Source organism: Sulfurisphaera ohwakuensis (assembly GCF_009729055.1).
Lineage (GTDB): Archaea > Thermoproteota > Thermoprotei_A > Sulfolobales > Sulfolobaceae > Sulfurisphaera > Sulfurisphaera ohwakuensis.
Genome location: NZ_CP045484.1, coordinates 1,749,573 through 1,767,918 on the forward strand (window position 1 = coordinate 1,749,573; position 18,346 = coordinate 1,767,918).

The window sequence follows — 18,346 nt, forward strand, 5'->3', positions numbered from 1 at the left end:
TTACCTTAAGAGGGTTTAATAATTATCATTTTAATCTTATTTATATAAAGGTGATAAAATGAGTCTATTCGTATTTGATAGAGTGCTTGCAGCATATACTATGGCAATTCACGTACTTTTTACATATTGGGCTATATCATTACCATTCTTCATAGTAACTGCTGAGTACTTAGGCTATAGAAAGAACGACCCCTACTATCTAGCCTTAGCAAAAAGGTTTGCAGTAGTCATGGCAGTACTATTTGCTGTTGGCTCTGCTGGTGGAGCGGCAATAGCTGTGGAGTTCATTACAGTATGGTATAAATGGATGTACTTAGTTAACGAATTAGAGATAATGCCGTTTGTACTTGAGGTTTTAGCGTTCTTTACAGAAGTAATATTCTTAGCTCTATATTTATATGGCTGGGATAGGATGAGCAGAACAACACATATGATACTAGGATTAATGATAGGTGCCGGATCTACTGCATCAGCAATTCTTATAATTATTGTCAACTCATGGATGAATACACCATCTGGTTTTAACGTTATGAACTATATAAATAACGGAGTTCTAACTGACATTAATCCAGTATCGGGATTATGGCCTCCAGCCGCAACTGCAGAAGTGCCAATGGGTGTTGCAGGAGCTCTCTTCGTAGGATTCGGTAGCTTAGCTGGCTATTTCAGTTTAAGAAAACTTTTTAGTAAGAACCTAACTCATGATGACGTAGAGTACTACAATAGAGGATTAAAACTTTCAATATACGGAGCAGCAATTGATGCAATATTCCTAGCTTGGGCTGGCGATAATGCTGGAAAGACTTTATATTCTGTCCAACCATTAAAGTTAGCAACACTTGAAGGTTTAATGCATACTAGTAGATATGCACCTATGGACCTCGGTCCAATCAAAATACCAGGATTATTAAGCTTACTAGTCTCATGGCCTCCTAATCCGAGTGCATTAGTGCTTGGCTATTCAAGCTTTGTAGAGAATGTTAGAGATCCAATCTGGTGGCTATCTCATGCCGCATATGATGTTCATGCTGCACTAGGCATATTAGGTGCAATAGTCTTCTGGATATTAGCTCTATTTACTTATTACGGACATAAGCTTAACGTAAAATTCTTAGGGCTTAACAATACCCTAGAAAACAAAATCCCATTAGCAGTGGCATTTATCATGGGTTGGCTACAGCTAGTAGCCTGGGAGTCTGGATGGGTTGCAGCTGAAACCGGTAGGCAACCTTTCGTAATATGGGGACCCATGCTACAGACCGCTAATGGAATATATACAATCGAAGCTGTAATGTGGACAAATGAGGCTTATAACAACAATCCGATAGTATATCCAATTGGTATAGCAATAATGACCGTTCTAGCAATTGCTGTAATTGGAACAATATATATGTTAAAGAAACTCTTCACTGGTAGAGAAATATCTAAAGATGTTGCTTCAATTACCCCAACATTTAGTAGCGGGTTTACAGCCCAAGCTCCCCCAGTCAAGACTATGAGTACCCATGAAAAAGAGCATTTAGGAGGTGGTATGAATGAATGAATACGTCCTATTTTTCTTCATTCCATTAGCATGGTTCGTAACAATGTTCATGATTGAAGCCGGATCAATAGTAATGTATCCTATATGTAGAATTAATACTTATAAGGAGAAAATGAAGATTGTTTTAGGATCATTATGGGCTATCATAGCAACATCTCTAGTATGGTTAGTAGTATCTTTGGACTCAATGTTTGCCCCAGTAATGTTTGCTACTGGTGAAGCTTTATTTGGAGTGCTAATGACATTAATTATAATCCTAGCTTTTCACCACTATCTAATTGGTTCTGCTGAAGGTGCTGATTCATTAGGCAAAGAATCTACTTCAAAGTTATTATTCATTCTTGCGGCACCTTTAGCATTATTAGTGGCTTTCCTTGGGAATACTATATTCACATCAGTATTTAGTGGTTACGGTATTGGACTAAAGCTTCCACTCACTACAGTAGCTACAGTACTAGAAAAACATGAATTACCAGCAGTACTTGAAGCAACTCACGGAAGTATACAAGTATTTTATCCTAACTTCACTAGCATGATATTTAATCCATTCAATTGGGTATTCTTCATTGGTATAGTAATGTATGTAGTATACTTTACTGTAGCATTTTACGGTATAAAGGAAAGGGCTATACTAGGTTTTGCGGGACTTACATTGTCAATAATACTAGTATTAATCAGCACACATGAATGGTTACCTACAGTATTTAACAACGCGATAGGGAATGCTGGATTCTGGATATACATTATCATTCTGTACTTGCTTCTCTATGCATCAACTTACAAAAACTTACCTTGGAAACAAGCATGGGTATTCTTCTTCACATTCTTAGGTTCAGTAATGTTTGGCATATTCACCAATGGAAATATATTAGTTGATGCGGTACCTCCTACCGGTATACCAGCATCATTATTACTGACTAATTCAGTAACTCTATCAGCTTCCGCGCCTATATTGGCTGGAGCAGGCTTCCTAGTAGTAGGTGGAGTTACCGCAGTCTCATATAAAATACTTTATAAATCCGCATTAGAAAAAGCAGCAAGAAAAGTAGAAACAAAATAAAAAAGTAATTTAATTTTTTATTTTGATTTTTTATTTAATCCTCTAATGGCAGTTTAGTAAAATCACTCTGCAGACCTTAAATTCATTTTTACAGAAATAATTTGAAAGACTAAATTCCTTACTAATTATAATGTTTTATAAATTATAATCTTTGGTTACAAGCTATGAGATTTAATATAATAATAATAAATAATTACTTAACCTCGTTACTCTTTTTCAATAATTATAGCTAAGTATTCCATAGAAATTCTTCTAGGCATGCATTTGTATTTTCTTTTTTCATGTATTTGAAGTTGTTGAGAGGAAAATGCGTGTGAAGTAATAAATATAACTGTAATTTTTATAGGCACGCTTAAGTAAATGGTAATATTCACTAATTTACGTACTTTAATAGATTTAACAGAGTTTTTACATGAGAATTCTTAGAATCTGAGGTAAAAATTACTAAGACTATACATAACTAGACTTTTGGTCTGATAATCATTAGTATAGTGAAAAAGTTTAAAATTGCTGGTACCAACATTTTACTGGTACCAGTAAAATGTGGTTTATATATGGACCTCCAACTCCTAATCCATTTGGCAGAGATCAAGAGATAGATACTTTGATACGATTCATGAAAAACGGTCAGCCAGTAAGCTTAATAGGTCCTAGGAGGATCGGAAAAACCTCAATATTATTAGCCTCTCTTAATAAATCTTCTTTACCTTTTGTTTTGATTTCAGTAGAGGAATTTGTCAGAGGAGAAAAAGGTTTCAACTTGGCGGAATTCGTCTCAGCGTACATAAGTAATGTTACAATCACAGCTTATTCTTTTGCAGGTTTCAAGTTTCAGTTCGTGGAAAAGACTAAAAGTTATTTAAAGCAGATTAGGGAACTAATAGGTGCGATCGAAGTAACCCTTAACGTACCAGAATTAACTGCTTTAATTGAAGTTGTGCTAGATAAAGCACAGAGGAATAAGAATTTAAGTGAAGAGCTTTCCAAGGTCTTGGATTTACCTCAAATATTAGCTGAGAAATTAGGTATTCAAAGGATGGTAATAGCTCTTGATGAGTTTCAATATCTTAAGCTAGCAAAACAAACTTCACCTGAAATATTTCACATAATGAGGAGTAAGTGGCAGTTTCATAAAAACGTAACCTACGTTATTTCTGGTTCTGCAATTGGAATGCTTAAAGAGATCATAAATACTAAAACCCAACCTTTTTATTAGTTCTTTTATTTAATGAGAGTTAATCCTTTTGACAAAGAGAAATCAAAAGAGTTCCTTAGAAAAGGATTTGAAGCAGAGAGAGTTAACGTTAGTGAGAATGAAGTTGAAGATATTGTGCCATATGTTGACGGATTTCCAGCATGGCTTAACCTAGTAGGGATAAAAGTCGTCATAGAAAAAAGCCCGTTAATGTAATTCTAAATAGTTTACCTTATGATGAGAACGTGACTAATGCAATAGAAGGTGATTTAAGAAAACTCTCTCCTTCAGCTAGATCAGTTCTGAGGAAATTAGCTAGTTTAGGTGGTAAAGGAAGACCAAAAGATCTAGGGGATAACATATGGACTGTTAATAGGGCTTTAGCACAACTTATGAGGTATGGGTATGTGGAAAAAGAAGAAAGAGGTATATACAAAATATTAGATCCAATGATAGTACATTATTTCGCTAAGAGAGAAGTTTAAGCCTATCTAAAATAATCGTGTAGCATTTATAGGAAAATCCTTGCAGTTTAAGGGCACCTTGAAAACTTTTTAAAAATTAACTGACAAAAGTATTGGATGAATACAAACTCATTACTCCAAGCGTATTACAATGCACTTCAAGAAGCACTCCAACAAATATTCATCGCCTTGACTAGCGTGAGAAAAGACACACTAGCAAAACTAGTACTTGGAGGAGTAATGGGTGGAACAGCAACAGAAATAGCCCAAGCAACGGGCATGGACTACGAGACAGTACTAAAAAACCTTAACAAACTAGCAAACACAAACCTGATCAAAATAGTAAAAGAGATAGTACAAGACCACCCAGTACAACTAATAATAGACGACACACATGATCACAAACAACACGCAAGAGCACTACCAGTATCAAGAAACGGAGCACAAGTCTTCTACTGCAGAGAACACAAAAGATACGAACCAACAATACAACTACTCATAATAGCAATAAAAGACTTGAAAACAAACGAGACCTACATAGTAACAATAATACCCTACATACCACAAAAGGTTGTTGAGATATTAAGGGAGAGGGGAGAGGAGGTTGAGTTCAAGACAAAGATACAAGAATACTTGGAAACATTGCCAATTCTCGAGAAGGAGTTTAATGTTGTGTGCAAGGTTTTTGATTCTTGGTATGTTAATTCTAGGACTCTTTTATCTAATACCGTCGGGGAACTCAAGTCCAACTCGCGGGTCACCGAGGGTGGTAGGCTCGTGCCAGTTGGCGAGTTCCCCGAGGGGGAATACCTAGTTGAGTATCTAGGTATTCCCATAAAATTACTTGTAATAGATGATTATAAGGGTTTTGGAAGGAGGTACTTCTTCTCTACCAACGTTAATGATACTGCGGAGGAAATAATAACTGCGTGGGAGAATCGTTGGGATATTGAGGTTTTGATTAGGGAGCTTAAAGCCTTGGGATTGGAGAAAGGTTCTTTCCTCACTTGGGTTAGGAATAAGGGGTTTATAACCCTTAAGGCTCTCTCCTTACTCTTGGTACTCTTGTTTAAGTATTCTCTTGGTTTGTATTTGGGTGCCAAGAGGATAGCAAGGGTGATAAAAAGTATTTATCAATCTTTGGGCGGGATTAAGAAACTTTTTAAGAGAAGGAAAAAGACGTAAAATGCTAATCGTGAATTCTTTACAAGAGCGTATTTTCTGTGTCCAGACTGGCTGTAAGTTAAATATTATCGACTGTAAAATTAAGGTAGAAATCTAATAGCTATTTCTATGTTAAATAGATACTAAATATTGGATAAAAAGTCTACATTTCTTACTCTCTAAAAACTGTAAAAATTTCCAATAATATTATGAAAACTTCTACAGAAATGCATCAATTCCTCCTCTCTTTCTCTTTACTACTTTTTCCACAAACGCTTCTCTAACTGGAAGATAAACTTTCTCGTAAAACTCTCTTTGATTAATTAATGTTTGCCTAGAGAATGATGAAACATAATCTACTGAAGCCTTCCACGCTTCTTCATAAGGTATTATATGATCTATTTTGTCCCTAATCTCCTTATCATAATCCTCAGGCTTTTGAGGTTTATCACCTATTACGAAATAACCAGTTTCTACATCTTGGTAAACTTCCTCACCCGCTACATTAACCAGTTTTCTATCACTCTTTGCTTCAATAGGAACTTTATACTTACCTTTTGATGTCTTTGGAACGTAACTTTTTCCGTAGTGTTTAGCCCATGCGTAAAATATTGCCCTATTTAAGCCAAAGGATTTAGCCTTATCTAAATCGCCGAAGAGGACATAGTATCTTGCAGCTTGTAGAATTCCCATAACCTGAAACCTTCCGATCTTTCCCTCTACCTCCTTCTTCTCCTCTATCTTAACGCTTTCATGAGTGGGTTTGTACTCTGCTATAGCTTTTATCAGTAAGTCCTCAGCTTCATTCTCCTCAAACTGCTCATATAGCCCTTCTTCATGAATAAAGGATTCTGGCTTAGCCCACTCCAGTGAGAATTTACTTAACTTATTTGGAGAAAAACAAACTGTAACGTAATCTAGCTCCTTGTGGAATGAAAGCGGAGTAGTAAATATTCTTTTTGCGTCTATCAAATCCTCAACTTTTAAAACACCGCCAGAACTTTCAGAAAGCTTTTGAAGCTCGTCCTTAGTCTTATTTATAACGTACTGAACTATTGCGTGAGCTGCAGTTAAAGGGTCATAACTCTTACCTATAGCTCTTTCGTTTATTCTAACATGTATTCCCTCACCGCTCCACAATAGGTAAACTGACTTATTTACACCCTCTTTTTCTAGATATGAAACAATTATCTCAGAAGCTCTAATTGCATATTCCCACTTGTCAATTTTAGTATCGATGTCAAAGAATGGTGTGTAAGCAATAAGCTTATCGTTACTTACGTTCTCTCTATTTACTACCTCATATTTTCCCGCTGTGGCATAGATGGTCCTAGCGTTAAACATAAGGACTTTCTTTGGAACATCATCTTCATTCTCAAACGTTAAGGGATTGTCTTTTTTATCGTAACGGTACATTGTGTTTCCATAAAGTGCTATCCATCTTTGCTTGGAGAAGTTATAAATTTCCCTTTTGACCACCTCTTTATTATAGTGAGTAAAGAGGGATACCATATATAAAAGATTGTGTAATGGAATTAAATACTGTTTCTCCTATAAGTAGGGGCAGCTAATTAATTGATTTAACCTTTTCAAAAAATACTTCTATTAACTTCTAATTTTCTACTGGAATATAAAGGTTTGATATTTGGGAAAGAAGAGCGAGCTCTCATTTCAGATAAATTTATTCCATTAATTACGTTTTAGATAAGTTCATGAAATATCTTATACGTAATTTCTGTTCATAAGCTCTTTTCAGCCTCTTCTAACATCTTCTTTATATCACTCATCATAACTTTAACAGTGTCCAAGTTTAGTTTTCCTTCACGAAATCCCCAAACATGTAAAATATAGGCTGAGTTCCACCAATTTTGACCTAATCCCCCAGTTTTAGAGAAAGTTTTGCAACAGCATTAGTTAAACTATAAGTGTACCATCTCCCTTCTCTAATTGCTTGTTGATATTTGGGTAAGTTAAACTTCTCAGCTAGGGCTTTTACTAATTCTTCAGCCACCTTATAAGCCTTTTCTGAGGACTGGACAATGTCTCCCTTAGAAAGATATTCTTCAGCTTCCGATAGATATTTCTTAGCTAACTCCAACCTAGTCCTAATTCCAGCTTGAGGATCCGCTTTAGATAATGCTGAAAGTATAAGATCCTCAACATCAATCCTCTTTTCCTCAGTCTTTTTTATTAACTCTTCCATAAGTCATAGTTAACGGAAGAACGTTAAAAAACTTTATTAAAGTTACTATGGAACATACTTCATATTTATATAGCATATAAGTTTTAATTAGCAGAGAAGTTATCCCTTCCTAAGCTAGTAGTAATTTTAAGTTAGCTATCTTAAATCTTTGTTAAATGTATGCGAGAGTTACCTTTCAGTAATTTAAAATAAGGAGTAAGTTTTACAGAAGAAAATTAAGCTCTGGCGAGTATTAAGCCCTTATTACTTGCGGAGATGCTCATAAAAGTGTGCCACAATCCACTAAGAATACTTCCTTAAAAGCTATGTATGAATCCTTTTAATGTTAATATTCTTTTTAGACCTTTCGATTTTCCCAGACTTTAAGTCCATAAGTTTTTGTTAAAATCAAGTGTTAGCTTAAAAGTAAATTTTCCTTTAACTCTGATAAAAATTCAAGTAGGTACAAGGCACTATGTAAACACAAAAAGTTTAAATATTAACTTTACTATAGTAAAGTTTAGTGAAGTAAAATGGGTAGAGAAAAACCGTTAGATAAAATTCCACATATACCACTTGATAAAGTAAAAGAAATAATGGATAAAGTAAACCTTGAAAGACAAGTGTCCAACGAAATTACTGGAGATAATTGGAAAGTGAAAATTACCGAGATGAAGACTAGAAAAGATAATAATGAATTTGAATATAAACTATACGGCATTTATCTTGGAGATAAGTCAGTAGCAGTAAGCATTACTAATGACGGAAAACTCAAGCATGTAATATTGAATGATATTAAACTACTTGATGAGACAGACCAAACTGTAAGGAAAAGGGCTACAATGTTATTACTAGATTATGAAAAACATAGAGTGGTAGTTGAAGAAAGTGAAATGGAACTATGGAAAGGTAAGACAGGATTTGAATCCATAAAGTCTATCAGTATCATAAAGAGCGAGGTAAGGGACTTACAATGATTTATAAGGGGACAGAATAAATCTTATATCGTGAAGAGAAATTTAATACTTGAACACTGTAAAACACCAAGATCATTCACGGAACTGAGAAAGCTGACTGGTATGTCGGATGCAGGTCTATCCAAAGCGTTGAACGATCTTATAAAGGAGGGGTATTTGCAGAAGACATCAGATGGGAAATACGTGATAACTGATAAAGTATTACAAAACTATAAAGAGAGAATGATTAATGGGATCTGGTTTAAATACCATGGAATTTCTGACGAAAAGATTGAGAAAATAGCTGAACTTTTAAAGGATGAAGGAGAATTTTATATAGTAGCTTCTAAAGGTAATATTGACACAGACGATTTAACGCTTCTATTACAATATCTATTTTTACTCACATAATTTTCTTGAGATGCCTTACTTTTGAGCACTCTGTTCAAGTAATGCATTTTCTTTGTCTTATAAAATTTTAGCTTAAATGAAATACTTCACAATAATTAGTAAAAATCCAAAATCATTTCCCTCAATCATTATCGACAACTTACGAAAGAATCTAAAACCCCTATATGTTTTTATACGGAAAAATCTACCAATAAAACTAGGTTGTACTTTATATAATATATGAATAGTATAAGGAGGCTTGCAATCATATATGATATAGAATATTTATCTTAAATTAGCTATGGAGTACACTCCAAAGATTTATTAGATGCTTTATGGAGTATACTCCAATGAATGTTGAAGAAATCAAAGCGGTACTCAAAGAGCAGAGGGAAGAAGCTATAGATCTAGCCTCTAACAAGAGGATAATATCCAGAGATGTTCCAGACCTACTTTCCCTTTTATCAATACCTAACGTATTGACTATATTGGGTGTGAGAAGATCTGGTAAATCCACTCTATCCCTTCTTTTACTTAAGGGAAAGGATTTCGCGTACGTCAATTTTGATGATGAAAGATTTAGAGGTTTTAAAGAGCTTTCTAAGCTTGAAGAGGCAATATACTCGCTTTACGGTAACGTAAGATATTTACTCTTTGATGAAATCCAAAACGTTGAAGGTTGGGAGCCATTTATAAGCAGGCTAAGAAGAGAGGGTAAAAGAGTAGTAATAACTGGTAGTAACTCAAAGCTACTTTCGGGAGAACTTTCAACGTCACTTACGGGTAGACATGTTGATTACGTTCTCTTCCCTTTTTCGTTCAAAGAATATCTAAGGTTCAACGGAATCAAAGTACAAGATGTTCTTACCACAAAAGAAAAGGCACTAATCAAGAATCTGTTAGAGAAGTACCTTGAGGAAGGAGGATTTCCGGAAGTTTTAATGCTGAAGAGTAGGATGATGATAAACAGCATTTATAACGACATATTGTTTAAGGATGTTGTATCCAGGCTTAAGATTAGGAGAGTGGAGAGATTTAAGGACTTCGCATCAGCTGTAATATCCTTATATTCCTCTGAAGTATCATTAAATAGACTCGCTAATATTGTTAAAGTAGATTATAAGACTGCTGATGAGTGGTTTTCTGGGATTATAGAGAGTTATCTCATTTACACTGTGAAGAGGTATTCTGTGAAAGTGAGTTCTTTAGGCGAAAACAAAAAAGTGTATATTGTTGACCCAGGTATAATCCAAGAAGTAGTTGTCAAAAAGGACAAAGGAAGGTTAATTGAAAATACAGTCGCAATACACTTATTAAGGAAAAACCAGTTAAAGGGTGTGTACTATGTAAAGGGAGAAGATTATGAGGTTGACTTCTATGACGAACAAAGCGGTGAGTTAATACAAGTTACTTTAGATGGCGAGATAAAAGATAGAGAAATAAGGGGACTAGTTAAAGCTTCATCCAGTCTTGGAGTACAAAAACTAAAGATCGTAACCTGGGATAATGAGGAAGAGATAGAAGTTGAAGGGAAAAAGATTAAAATAAAACCTCTCTGGAAATTCTTACTTCAAATAGAATAAATTAAGGAGTGAAAACTCATTTCATTAACTTTTTACCATTTCACAAGTTGTTCACCATTAGAGATTTTTTATTCTGACAGAGTAAAAACTAACTTAAAATAAGAGGCAAGTAAGATTCTTACTAAAAGAAGTAACTGAAATTTGATTTCTTCCTTTTTTCTCGTGAGCTACCCCGCCCTGAAGGGCGGAGCTTCCTGCTTCATAGCCCCACCTTGCCCGTAGCTTTTCGCTACGGGTAGAGGGTGGAGCTCCACAGGCACTAAGGATGGCTCCCACCCCGATCTCTTCAATATGTTTAAGCAAGCGTTATAGTCACGATCAGTAACCCAACCACACTTAGGACAGCTGAACACACGGTCAGTCAAAGTTAACTCTTTCTTTACGTACCCGCATTTAGCACACATCTTTGAAGTATATGCTGGATTTATTAACAACAGTTTCTTTCCATATTTTTCCAACTGATATTCTAGTATTCTCTTCAACTCATGGAATGCAACATCGTGTAACCTCATCCTCAACTTCCTTTCTGACTCCTCCACCAGTTGTTTAACATCTATGTCCTCCATTACTACAACGTCATAATGTTGTGCGAACCATTTGCCCAACTTCATATAGAGGTCTTGTCTCAAGTTCTTGAAGTGTTCATAACCCCTAGCTAACTTCACTTTTGCTTTAAACCAATTTTTCGACAAGAACTCTTTCCTCGAGAGAACCTTGTGGAGTTTCCTTATCTTCTCAAGTGCCTTCTCATAAGGTCTCAAGTTAGGGAAATAGAATCCATCACTCGTGGTTAGGAGTTTCTCTATCCCAACATCTATTGCAACTACCTTACCAGTCTTTGGGAGTTGAGAGAATCCAACACCTCCAACTATGAAGGAGACATATACTCTCTCTGAACGTGTTAGCTTAACTACCACCCTCTTTACTTTGTCAAGCGGGAAGTCCCTATGAACAATGACCTTAAACACGCCGAGATTTGATAACCTCAATAACACCAGCTTCTTCTTATTCTTCCTACTCTTAGTCCTTATTTCCCTGCTCTCAAGTATTTTCTATCCACTTTGTGGGTAAACAAGAGAGTAGTACTTATGGGGTTTCTTCTCCTTAGGAAAGTGTGCTAGACCTTTGAAGAACCTATCCCTAGCATCGTAATAACGATCGGCAATTTGCTGTACTACTTGTGAGTAGAGTTGTTGGTACTCCTTATCTTGCTTTCTTAGATCTAGAGCGAGTTGTCTTAACTCCGTTTGTGTAAGACCCTTTCCGTCCCTTTGGTAGAAATAGATATCTGCCCAGCGTAGGGTGTTGTACATCTCACATGCTAACCTCAACTGGGCTTTTAACGCCCTAATTGTTTGATCGTCAGCATATGCACGAAAGCGGAACCCTACGTTGGGCATTAATAAAATGTTCGAGAGTGGATTAAAAAATATTTCTACAAAGGGGGCTATCCATCCCCACTGGCGAGGTTTTTCGCCCCCTTTGAACCCCTAAACTTTATAAATAGGATTTAAAGGAAAATAAGGTTGATGTCGTAATAAATAATAAAGACGTTAACATAGGAGAGCTTCCGGTATAAAAACCTTTCCATGAAAAATCGAGCATAGTCTACACTACTTATGGAAAAGTAAGGCTCTCCTTATCACTCGCTAGCATCAAATGGTTTATTATAATACAGCACAGCCCAAGTAATAACAGCTAATTTCCTTGCACAGGCAATAATCAACTTCTTACCCTTCAACTTTCCCTTATGCTCTTCATAAAAACGCTTGATAACAGGATTAACCCTAATAGCAGTTAAAGCTGCAAGATAGAAAGCTCTCCTCAAAACAGCATCACCCCTCTTAGAAATACCCTTAGAAACAACACTCTTACCACTAGACTCAATAACTGGGTCAAGACCGCAATAAGCAACAAACCTCTTCTTATCACTAAAGCGCCTAATATCACCAACCCTAGCCAAAATTATACAACCCAAGGTTTTACCAATACCAGGAATGGTGAAAATCAAACTATCCTTGGGAACAAGATCCTCAAGTTTCTCCTCAATCTCCCTCTTCCTAACCTCAAGTCTCTCCAACTCCTCCAAAAGAAACCTAACCTCAGCCAAGACAATACTATCCCCACCCCTCAAAACCTCCTCTAAGTTCTTCTTGGACAAACTATCCTTATAGCCCAAAAGTGTCAAATCCCTCCTCAACCTATTCTTAACCCTAGCAATACTCCTAGTAACAAAATCCCATTGGCTAGTTAACTCCCTAGCATCACTTGTTGTAAACTCACTACCCATACTTACAACTATTTCTGCAAGCTTTTTAGCATCATTCTTATCACTCTTCTTACCCCTAAAGTCCTTGAACTTCTTGAGTATGAAGGGATTAATAATCCTAACGTCATACTCTCCCATCAAGTACTTTGCTAGGTTAATGTGGTAAATTCCAGTACTTTCAATACCCACTTTACAACCCTTAGGCAAGATCTTAATTATCTCCTCATAACCTTGCCTATCATTAGGAAACTCGTAGTATTTGCCTTGGAAATATACTACTAATTTATCTTTTGATACGTCTATTCCTGCGACTGGGGCCTCCATGTATACTCACCCTTATGTTTTATTCGGGCTTTTTGCCCAACTTCCGGTCCGAATTGGAGGCGGGCCAAGCTCCCCGACGGGCTTCAAGCCCAAGGAAGTCAACGGCCTACACCCCAGTCAGATCTGTATTACACAGATCTGACTAATATGTTTTATATAAGGTAGAATATGTCAAAATAAAAAATGGGAATATTGAAGTCCCTACATGGATTATAAAGTCTAGAAAACCTAATAAGGTAGGAATGGTTTACGTTCATGGAGGTCCATGGGCTGAAGTAGATAATAGATTCACTGATATCACCATTAGTCTTACTAGGGTATAATGTTATTGCACCTAATTTTAGAGGTTCTACAGGCTACGGGAGTAAATTTAACTTGATGGATATTGGAGATCCAGCTGGTGGAGATTTAAGCGATGTAATAGCTGCCAGAGATTACGCGATTGAAAAGGGAATTGCTGAGAAAATAGGAATTATAGGGTATAGTTATGGAGGATATATGACTCTATTAGCTGTGGGTAAGGTACCGGATAAATGGGACTTCAGTATTGCCGGTGTCTCAGTAGCTGATTGGGTAGAAATGTATGATTTATCTGATTCCTTCTTTAAGGGATTTATGGAGACCTTATTTATGGGCAAGAATTTAGAACTCATGAAAGATAGATCACCAATTACCTATGTTAATAATGTAAAATGCCCCCTATGTATAATACACTCTCAGAACGATACAAGAACACCCTTAACGCCCGTGTTAAAATACGTTCAGAAACTCCAAGAGAATAATAAAACCTACTACTTACACGTAATTCCTAATTTGGGACATGCAATATATAAGATAGACGATGCTATAGACTTTCTGTTACCTGCTCTAATCTTCTTGAAGAAGATGTTTGGTAATTAAAGTTAAATGTCTACTTTATTTTAGAAGTTCTCTTATCGAATATTTGAAATTCTTAATGCATACTTAATCTTTCTTTAATAAAATCTATGTTTGATTAACTTTTCATATAAGAAATAAATTATCTAATTAACAAAAATTACTTCATAGATCTAAATTCTTTACTCTATTGTATACCTTTATATACTCCTTTGCGATTTCTACAGATCTAGCTATTTCTTTAGTCTTTATCCTATCAAGAAATTCAATAGTCTCCTCAGGCTTATTAACACCACACATAATCATAGGCCCTCTTATAATGTAAAATAACCCCCACATCCCAGCAACAGTCATTACAAACTGCTTTATCATGTCGAAATTACCTTGTAAAAAGTTACATAACTCCTCTCTAACATACGGGTTGTTTGAAAGCGAATTTATAACATGTGGTGCCTCTTGATACTTTATAGTCCTATTAAGTACTAACATTGCAAGTTTCTCCACAATTGACTTATCCCTAATATTAGTTATAGCGTCTATCATTCTTAGCTTCTCTTCATCAGAATTAAAAGACTTATATTTATCCAACAACCCGTTAAAATCGGACGTGGAAATAGCATAAGCTATTGCAACAGCCCCCTTTATATTACTGTCTAGCTGTTCATAGTACTGGAATAGGTTAGAGAGACCTAACGCAAAATCATAATCTATAATAGCCAGAGACCTAATTATACTGGAATAAGCCATTTTACTCAGATCGTCTTTTGTATTCCTATATATCTTTAGCTGGTTTAACAGAAAGTCCCTAGCTATCGAATAATATTTATCCTTATTTATATAATATAGTGTCGTAAGCTCGAAAGCAATCTCTCTAGATAAGAAAGAGTTTCGCGTATTATTGAATCTCTTAATGAGAGTTAAATAAGTCTTTATTGATTCCAATCCAGCCAATAGGAAGTTCCAGTAATCATTAACTAACCCCAACTCTTCATAACTGTCAAGTGTAGATGAAAATGAGAGTTCAAAGGGTTTGTATAAGACCCTATAAAATCCGGTTCTATTCAAATTAACCTTAATTGAGTTCACGGCATTATCAAAATTCAACTTAGCACTTTCTTTGTCAAGTAACAAAGTCTGTCTTTTTCCGTTAACCTCAAAGGTTAAAGGCACTTTATAAATAGTACTATCATTGAAGTTCAATAACGTGAATCTATGTTGAAAGAACTCCACAGAATTACCTTCAACATTGACCGTAATTACAGGATATCCGGGTTTCGTTATCCATTCAGCCATTATTGGCGAAATGTCCGAGCCATATGCTTCTGAAATAGAATTCCACAGATCACTTCCAGAAGCATTTGAGAACTTAAACTTATTTAGATAATTAACTACACCCCTTCTGAAAACTTCCTCACCTACATAAGCTTCGATCATCCTCAAAATACTCGCACCTTTACCGTAACTGATGTTATCGAACATTTCCTCAATCTCATGCGGATCTTTAACATGTGCCTCAATTGGATGAGTATTAAATAGAGAATCTTCAGTTAATGCGCTCAAGGTTTCTTCATATATAAAATGCCCTTCGCTTTCCCATTGAGGAAATATCTCCTTTAAACTCTTATAAGCCATTAATGTGGCAAAACTTTCGTTAAGCCATAGGTCGTCCCACCACTTTAGTGTAACCAGATCGCCAAACCATTGGTGGGCTAATTCATGAGCTATGACAGCGCTAACACTTAACTTCTGAGAAACAGATGAAGACTCATCAGCCAGTAAAGCACTCTCCCTAAAAGTAATAGCACCCCAGTTCTCCATAGCACCTGCAGCAAATTCTGGGATTTCTATTAGGTGCAGCTTTGGTAACTGGTAAGGAATTTCGAAATATTTTTCGTAGTAATCAATAACCTTCCTAGCAACTTCAATTGCAAAAATTCCCCGTTTAGATTTTCCAGGTGTTGATGCCACTATTATTTTAGGCCTTTTATTCTCATCACTGATCTCTTCAAAATCCCCAATACCTAAGTATAGTAAATATGTTGACATCCTGGGAGTCTCATCAAATTCATAAACTATCTTTTCACCATCATCTCTAATGCTGATAATTGGCATGTTAGAAATGACCTTTTGACCCCTATTAACCCTAACAGATAACTTAAAAACAGCTTTCATATCTGGAGAGTCAAAACATGGGATGAACTTTCTAGCGTATATTGGTTCAAACTGAGTAGTTATTAAGTATTTTCCGTTATATGGAGCAACATATATGCCTAATATTGATTTATCGTCCGCCTTTCCACTAAACCTTATCTCCAGCTCTTCATTAACTTTAGAGTAGACTATAAGCTTCTCGTTTTTGGTTTCGTACTTTACTTGCCTACCATCGGCTTTTACTTCTTTTATTTCAAGTCCAACACTGTCTAATTCGACTATTTCACCATCACTATTCATTTTTATTTTTTCTATTCCATCGTAACTGTACTCATTAAAATCTAAGAATATCTCATATCTTTCAACATTTACCATATAGATAAAGTTAAGTAATAAAATAAAAAATTATCCTATGAAATGCTTCGTAGATTTTCCCTGGATTTATCCATGGCATAACTTTTTAATTCCTCTCATGGTTGCAAACCAAGAATCGGAAACTGTTCTTAAACAGTCATCAATCTCAAAAAATTTGTGAAAATATTGTAGTAGAATAAAAATTATATTTCCTAGTGCAAGTACTGAAAAAATAGAAAGATGAAGGCTAAATATTATTTTAGAAAACACTTATGTGTGAAGATTACAGTGTTTTTCTACGGTTACCTAACAATCAAAGGTCCTTTACCCAGACTGTGAAGTCTTTATATATAAATAACCTTATAACCTTTGCGTACACCTAGGTTATTAATTCTCAAAAATTCTCCAGAGTGATGACATCTTTAAATTAGCTTATTTAAAGATTACCAAACACATTAGTGTTACCTAGTATAATATTACAAGAAGTCCCTTGAACTTCATAACCGTTTAAGAATACCCAATCTGGGAAAATTGAAGGACCCAGTAAAACAACTCTTCCTTAGAGCTATCGTCTTTAGTTCTATTATTGATGGTAAGTTGATAACGAAATTAAAGAGAAAATAATTCCTTTTGAAGGCCATAATATATTACACTAATTTCAGTATATTATTTTCTTAAATAAAAAGATAAAATAGGATCTATTATCTTATATTCGTCATTTACCTTATCTACAAGCCCTCTATTTTTTAATGCCTTTAACACTCTATATATATTTGATACTTTGATTTCACTTAACTTATTACCCTTTGCCAAACCCTTCAATACCTTAATTTCATTCTTTGTAAGACCTTCCAGATCTTTTTTCAATTCTATCTCTACATTAGGATCTTCTAGGATAGCTTCAATGCTGCATTCTCTCTCAAATACTAATCCGGCTAAGTTTAACCATGCAGGAATGCCTTCAGTTATTTCATATACTTTCTCATAATATTCTTTACATTTTCCCTTTAGTCCTTCATTTAAAAATCTTATTGATGTTTCTTTATCAAAAGGCTTAAGTCTTTCTATTTTGAAATAGTTATAAAACGGCTCTTTAGTCTCAGTTATCATTTCCTCTATTAAGCCAGTTTCCGACCCAGAAACTATTATCTCCACGTTTCTACTCTCCTGTAATCTTTTCCTAGTTATCTCCAGGATTTTTGGAAAAGGTTGTTTTAAAGCCCTAATCTTTTGAAACTCATCTATCATAAGCACAACATTCTTACCGGTATCTTCGGCTATTCTTTGAGGTAAGAGTAACACATCATCTAAGATTTCACTAGGTTTTAATTTATTTTCTTTAAATAGGGAATAGCGCTCAATATACAACTCTAAGTTAGGCATTCTAACGCTTAAACTTTTTATTGAACCCAGAAACTGATTTAACGACGCGACTAGAGATGATATAGTATTTTTAGTCCTCATTTTAAGTGACTTAGATAATGCGTCCAACACTAACTTGCTGGTAAGCTCGTCAGCAAACTCTTCTATTGTTGTTATTCCTTCCAAGCTTATCTTTGCTACTATATACTCATTGCCTAATTTAATTTTGATGTAATTTAGGAGTGAAGATTTACCCATCCTCCTAGGTGCTAATATTGCTACGGGCTGTCTTCTATTTATATAACTAAGTAAAATATTAATATAGTCTTCCCTATCAAAGAACTCATCCTCTTCTGTTAACTCTCTACCAAATATAAACTTAACCATACGGTACCGATATTATATCGGTACCGTAGTTTAAATTATTTACTACCTTTAGTACATATCTTACTTAGGTCTCTCACTTTTCCTGA

Annotated in this window: 15 protein-coding genes and 2 pseudogenes; 10 read left to right on the top strand and 7 right to left on the bottom strand. The window is 35.3% G+C overall.

Annotated features, from left to right (window positions below; translation table 11 throughout):
• The first annotated feature begins 58 nt into the window (after positions 1-58).
• Entirely contained in the window at positions 59-1,543 is a 1,485-nt protein-coding gene (locus D1869_RS09735) for a cytochrome ubiquinol oxidase subunit I (RefSeq protein WP_156014935.1), read from the top strand.
• Positions 1,536-2,603: a hypothetical protein gene (locus D1869_RS09740; RefSeq protein WP_156014936.1), complete on the top strand. Its 1,068-nt coding sequence runs from the start codon at positions 1,536-1,538 to the stop codon at positions 2,601-2,603. The genes D1869_RS09735 and D1869_RS09740 overlap by 8 nt, the downstream gene beginning before the upstream one ends.
• Positions 2,604-2,809: 206 nt before the next feature.
• On the opposite strand, the gene D1869_RS09745 is transcribed toward D1869_RS09740, so the two are convergent.
• Positions 2,810-2,977 (bottom strand): hypothetical protein, encoded by a 168-nt coding sequence (locus D1869_RS09745; RefSeq protein ID WP_196772260.1) that lies wholly within the window; start codon positions 2,975-2,977, stop codon positions 2,810-2,812.
• A gap of 167 nt (positions 2,978-3,144) precedes the next feature.
• Between D1869_RS09745 and D1869_RS15510 the strand changes: the two genes are divergently transcribed.
• The 4 genes from D1869_RS15510 to D1869_RS09755 all read left to right on the top strand — a co-directional run bounded on the left by D1869_RS15510 (position 3,145) and on the right by D1869_RS09755 (position 5,447).
• Positions 3,145-3,819, top strand: coding sequence for an AAA family ATPase (locus D1869_RS15510; RefSeq protein WP_231113589.1), 675 nt, complete (start codon positions 3,145-3,147; stop codon positions 3,817-3,819).
• A 12-nt stretch (positions 3,820-3,831) separates the two neighbouring features.
• Positions 3,832-4,014: a hypothetical protein gene (locus D1869_RS15515; protein WP_231113590.1), complete on the top strand. Its 183-nt coding sequence runs from the start codon at positions 3,832-3,834 to the stop codon at positions 4,012-4,014.
• A gap of 29 nt (positions 4,015-4,043) precedes the next feature.
• On the top strand, positions 4,044-4,283 hold the full coding sequence (locus D1869_RS15520; protein ID WP_231113591.1) for a hypothetical protein: 240 nt from the start codon (positions 4,044-4,046) through the stop codon (positions 4,281-4,283).
• A 96-nt stretch (positions 4,284-4,379) separates the two neighbouring features.
• Positions 4,380-5,447 (top strand): ISNCY family transposase, encoded by a 1,068-nt coding sequence (locus D1869_RS09755; RefSeq protein WP_156014938.1) that lies wholly within the window; start codon positions 4,380-4,382, stop codon positions 5,445-5,447.
• Positions 5,448-5,645: 198 nt separating this feature from the next.
• Here D1869_RS09755 and D1869_RS09760 read toward each other — a convergent pair whose 3' ends face one another.
• A complete protein-coding gene (locus D1869_RS09760; protein WP_156014939.1) occupies positions 5,646-6,938 on the bottom strand; it encodes a hypothetical protein in 1,293 nt (430 codons plus the stop codon).
• A gap of 227 nt (positions 6,939-7,165) precedes the next feature.
• Positions 7,166-7,629, bottom strand: a pseudogene (locus tag D1869_RS09765) (PaREP1 family protein).
• Between the two features lie 512 nt (positions 7,630-8,141).
• Here D1869_RS09765 and D1869_RS09770 point away from each other — a divergent pair.
• From D1869_RS09770 to D1869_RS09780, 3 genes are all read left to right on the top strand, one after another.
• A complete protein-coding gene (locus D1869_RS09770) occupies positions 8,142-8,585 on the top strand; it encodes a hypothetical protein (RefSeq protein ID WP_156014940.1) in 444 nt (147 codons plus the stop codon).
• A 3-nt stretch (positions 8,586-8,588) separates the two neighbouring features.
• Positions 8,589-8,975, top strand: a complete 387-nt coding sequence (locus D1869_RS09775; RefSeq protein ID WP_156014941.1) for a helix-turn-helix domain-containing protein — start codon at positions 8,589-8,591, stop codon at positions 8,973-8,975.
• A 329-nt stretch (positions 8,976-9,304) separates the two neighbouring features.
• Positions 9,305-10,537, top strand: a complete 1,233-nt coding sequence (locus D1869_RS09780) for an ATP-binding protein (RefSeq protein ID WP_156014942.1) — start codon at positions 9,305-9,307, stop codon at positions 10,535-10,537.
• A gap of 167 nt (positions 10,538-10,704) precedes the next feature.
• On the opposite strand, the pseudogene D1869_RS09785 reads toward D1869_RS09780, so the two are convergent.
• Together D1869_RS09785 and D1869_RS09790 are read right to left on the bottom strand one after the other, a co-directional pair.
• A pseudogene (locus D1869_RS09785) lies at positions 10,705-11,937 on the bottom strand (RNA-guided endonuclease InsQ/TnpB family protein).
• Between the two features lie 242 nt (positions 11,938-12,179).
• A complete protein-coding gene (locus D1869_RS09790; RefSeq protein WP_156014943.1) occupies positions 12,180-13,130 on the bottom strand; it encodes an IS110 family RNA-guided transposase in 951 nt (316 codons plus the stop codon).
• 327 nt (positions 13,131-13,457) lie between these two features.
• On the opposite strand from D1869_RS09790, the gene D1869_RS09795 reads away from it, so the two are divergent.
• A complete protein-coding gene (locus D1869_RS09795) occupies positions 13,458-14,030 on the top strand; it encodes a S9 family peptidase (protein WP_231113810.1) in 573 nt (190 codons plus the stop codon).
• 141 nt (positions 14,031-14,171) lie between these two features.
• On the opposite strand, the gene D1869_RS09800 is transcribed toward D1869_RS09795, so the two are convergent.
• On the bottom strand, positions 14,172-16,532 hold the full coding sequence (locus tag D1869_RS09800) for a M1 family metallopeptidase (RefSeq protein ID WP_156014944.1): 2,361 nt from the start codon (positions 16,530-16,532) through the stop codon (positions 14,172-14,174).
• A 645-nt stretch (positions 16,533-17,177) separates the two neighbouring features.
• The gene (locus tag D1869_RS09805; RefSeq protein WP_156014945.1) at positions 17,178-18,260 is read right to left on the bottom strand and encodes an AAA family ATPase; all 1,083 of its coding nucleotides are present in this window, start codon (positions 18,258-18,260) and stop codon (positions 17,178-17,180) included.
• Positions 18,261-18,346 lie beyond the last annotated feature (86 nt).

What these genes read in the sequence shown, in the direction of transcription:
- D1869_RS09735 (WP_156014935.1), top strand. Translation starts at nt 59, where the DNA reads ATGAGTCTATTCGTATTTGATAGAGTGCTTGCAGCATATACTATGGCA.
- D1869_RS09740 (WP_156014936.1), top strand. Translation starts at nt 1,536, where the DNA reads ATGAATGAATACGTCCTATTTTTCTTCATTCCATTAGCATGGTTCGTA.
- D1869_RS15510 (WP_231113589.1), top strand. Translation starts at nt 3,145, where the DNA reads ATGTGGTTTATATATGGACCTCCAACTCCTAATCCATTTGGCAGAGAT.
- D1869_RS15515 (WP_231113590.1), top strand. Translation starts at nt 3,832, where the DNA reads ATGAGAGTTAATCCTTTTGACAAAGAGAAATCAAAAGAGTTCCTTAGA.
- D1869_RS09755 (WP_156014938.1), top strand. Translation starts at nt 4,380, where the DNA reads ATGAATACAAACTCATTACTCCAAGCGTATTACAATGCACTTCAAGAA.
- D1869_RS09760 (WP_156014939.1), bottom strand. Translation starts at nt 6,938, where the DNA reads ATGGTATCCCTCTTTACTCACTATAATAAAGAGGTGGTCAAAAGGGAA.
- D1869_RS09770 (WP_156014940.1), top strand. Translation starts at nt 8,142, where the DNA reads ATGGGTAGAGAAAAACCGTTAGATAAAATTCCACATATACCACTTGAT.
- D1869_RS09780 (WP_156014942.1), top strand. Translation starts at nt 9,305, where the DNA reads ATGAATGTTGAAGAAATCAAAGCGGTACTCAAAGAGCAGAGGGAAGAA.
- D1869_RS09790 (WP_156014943.1), bottom strand. Translation starts at nt 13,130, where the DNA reads ATGGAGGCCCCAGTCGCAGGAATAGACGTATCAAAAGATAAATTAGTA.
- D1869_RS09800 (WP_156014944.1), bottom strand. Translation starts at nt 16,532, where the DNA reads ATGGTAAATGTTGAAAGATATGAGATATTCTTAGATTTTAATGAGTAC.
- D1869_RS09805 (WP_156014945.1), bottom strand. Translation starts at nt 18,260, where the DNA reads ATGGTTAAGTTTATATTTGGTAGAGAGTTAACAGAAGAGGATGAGTTC.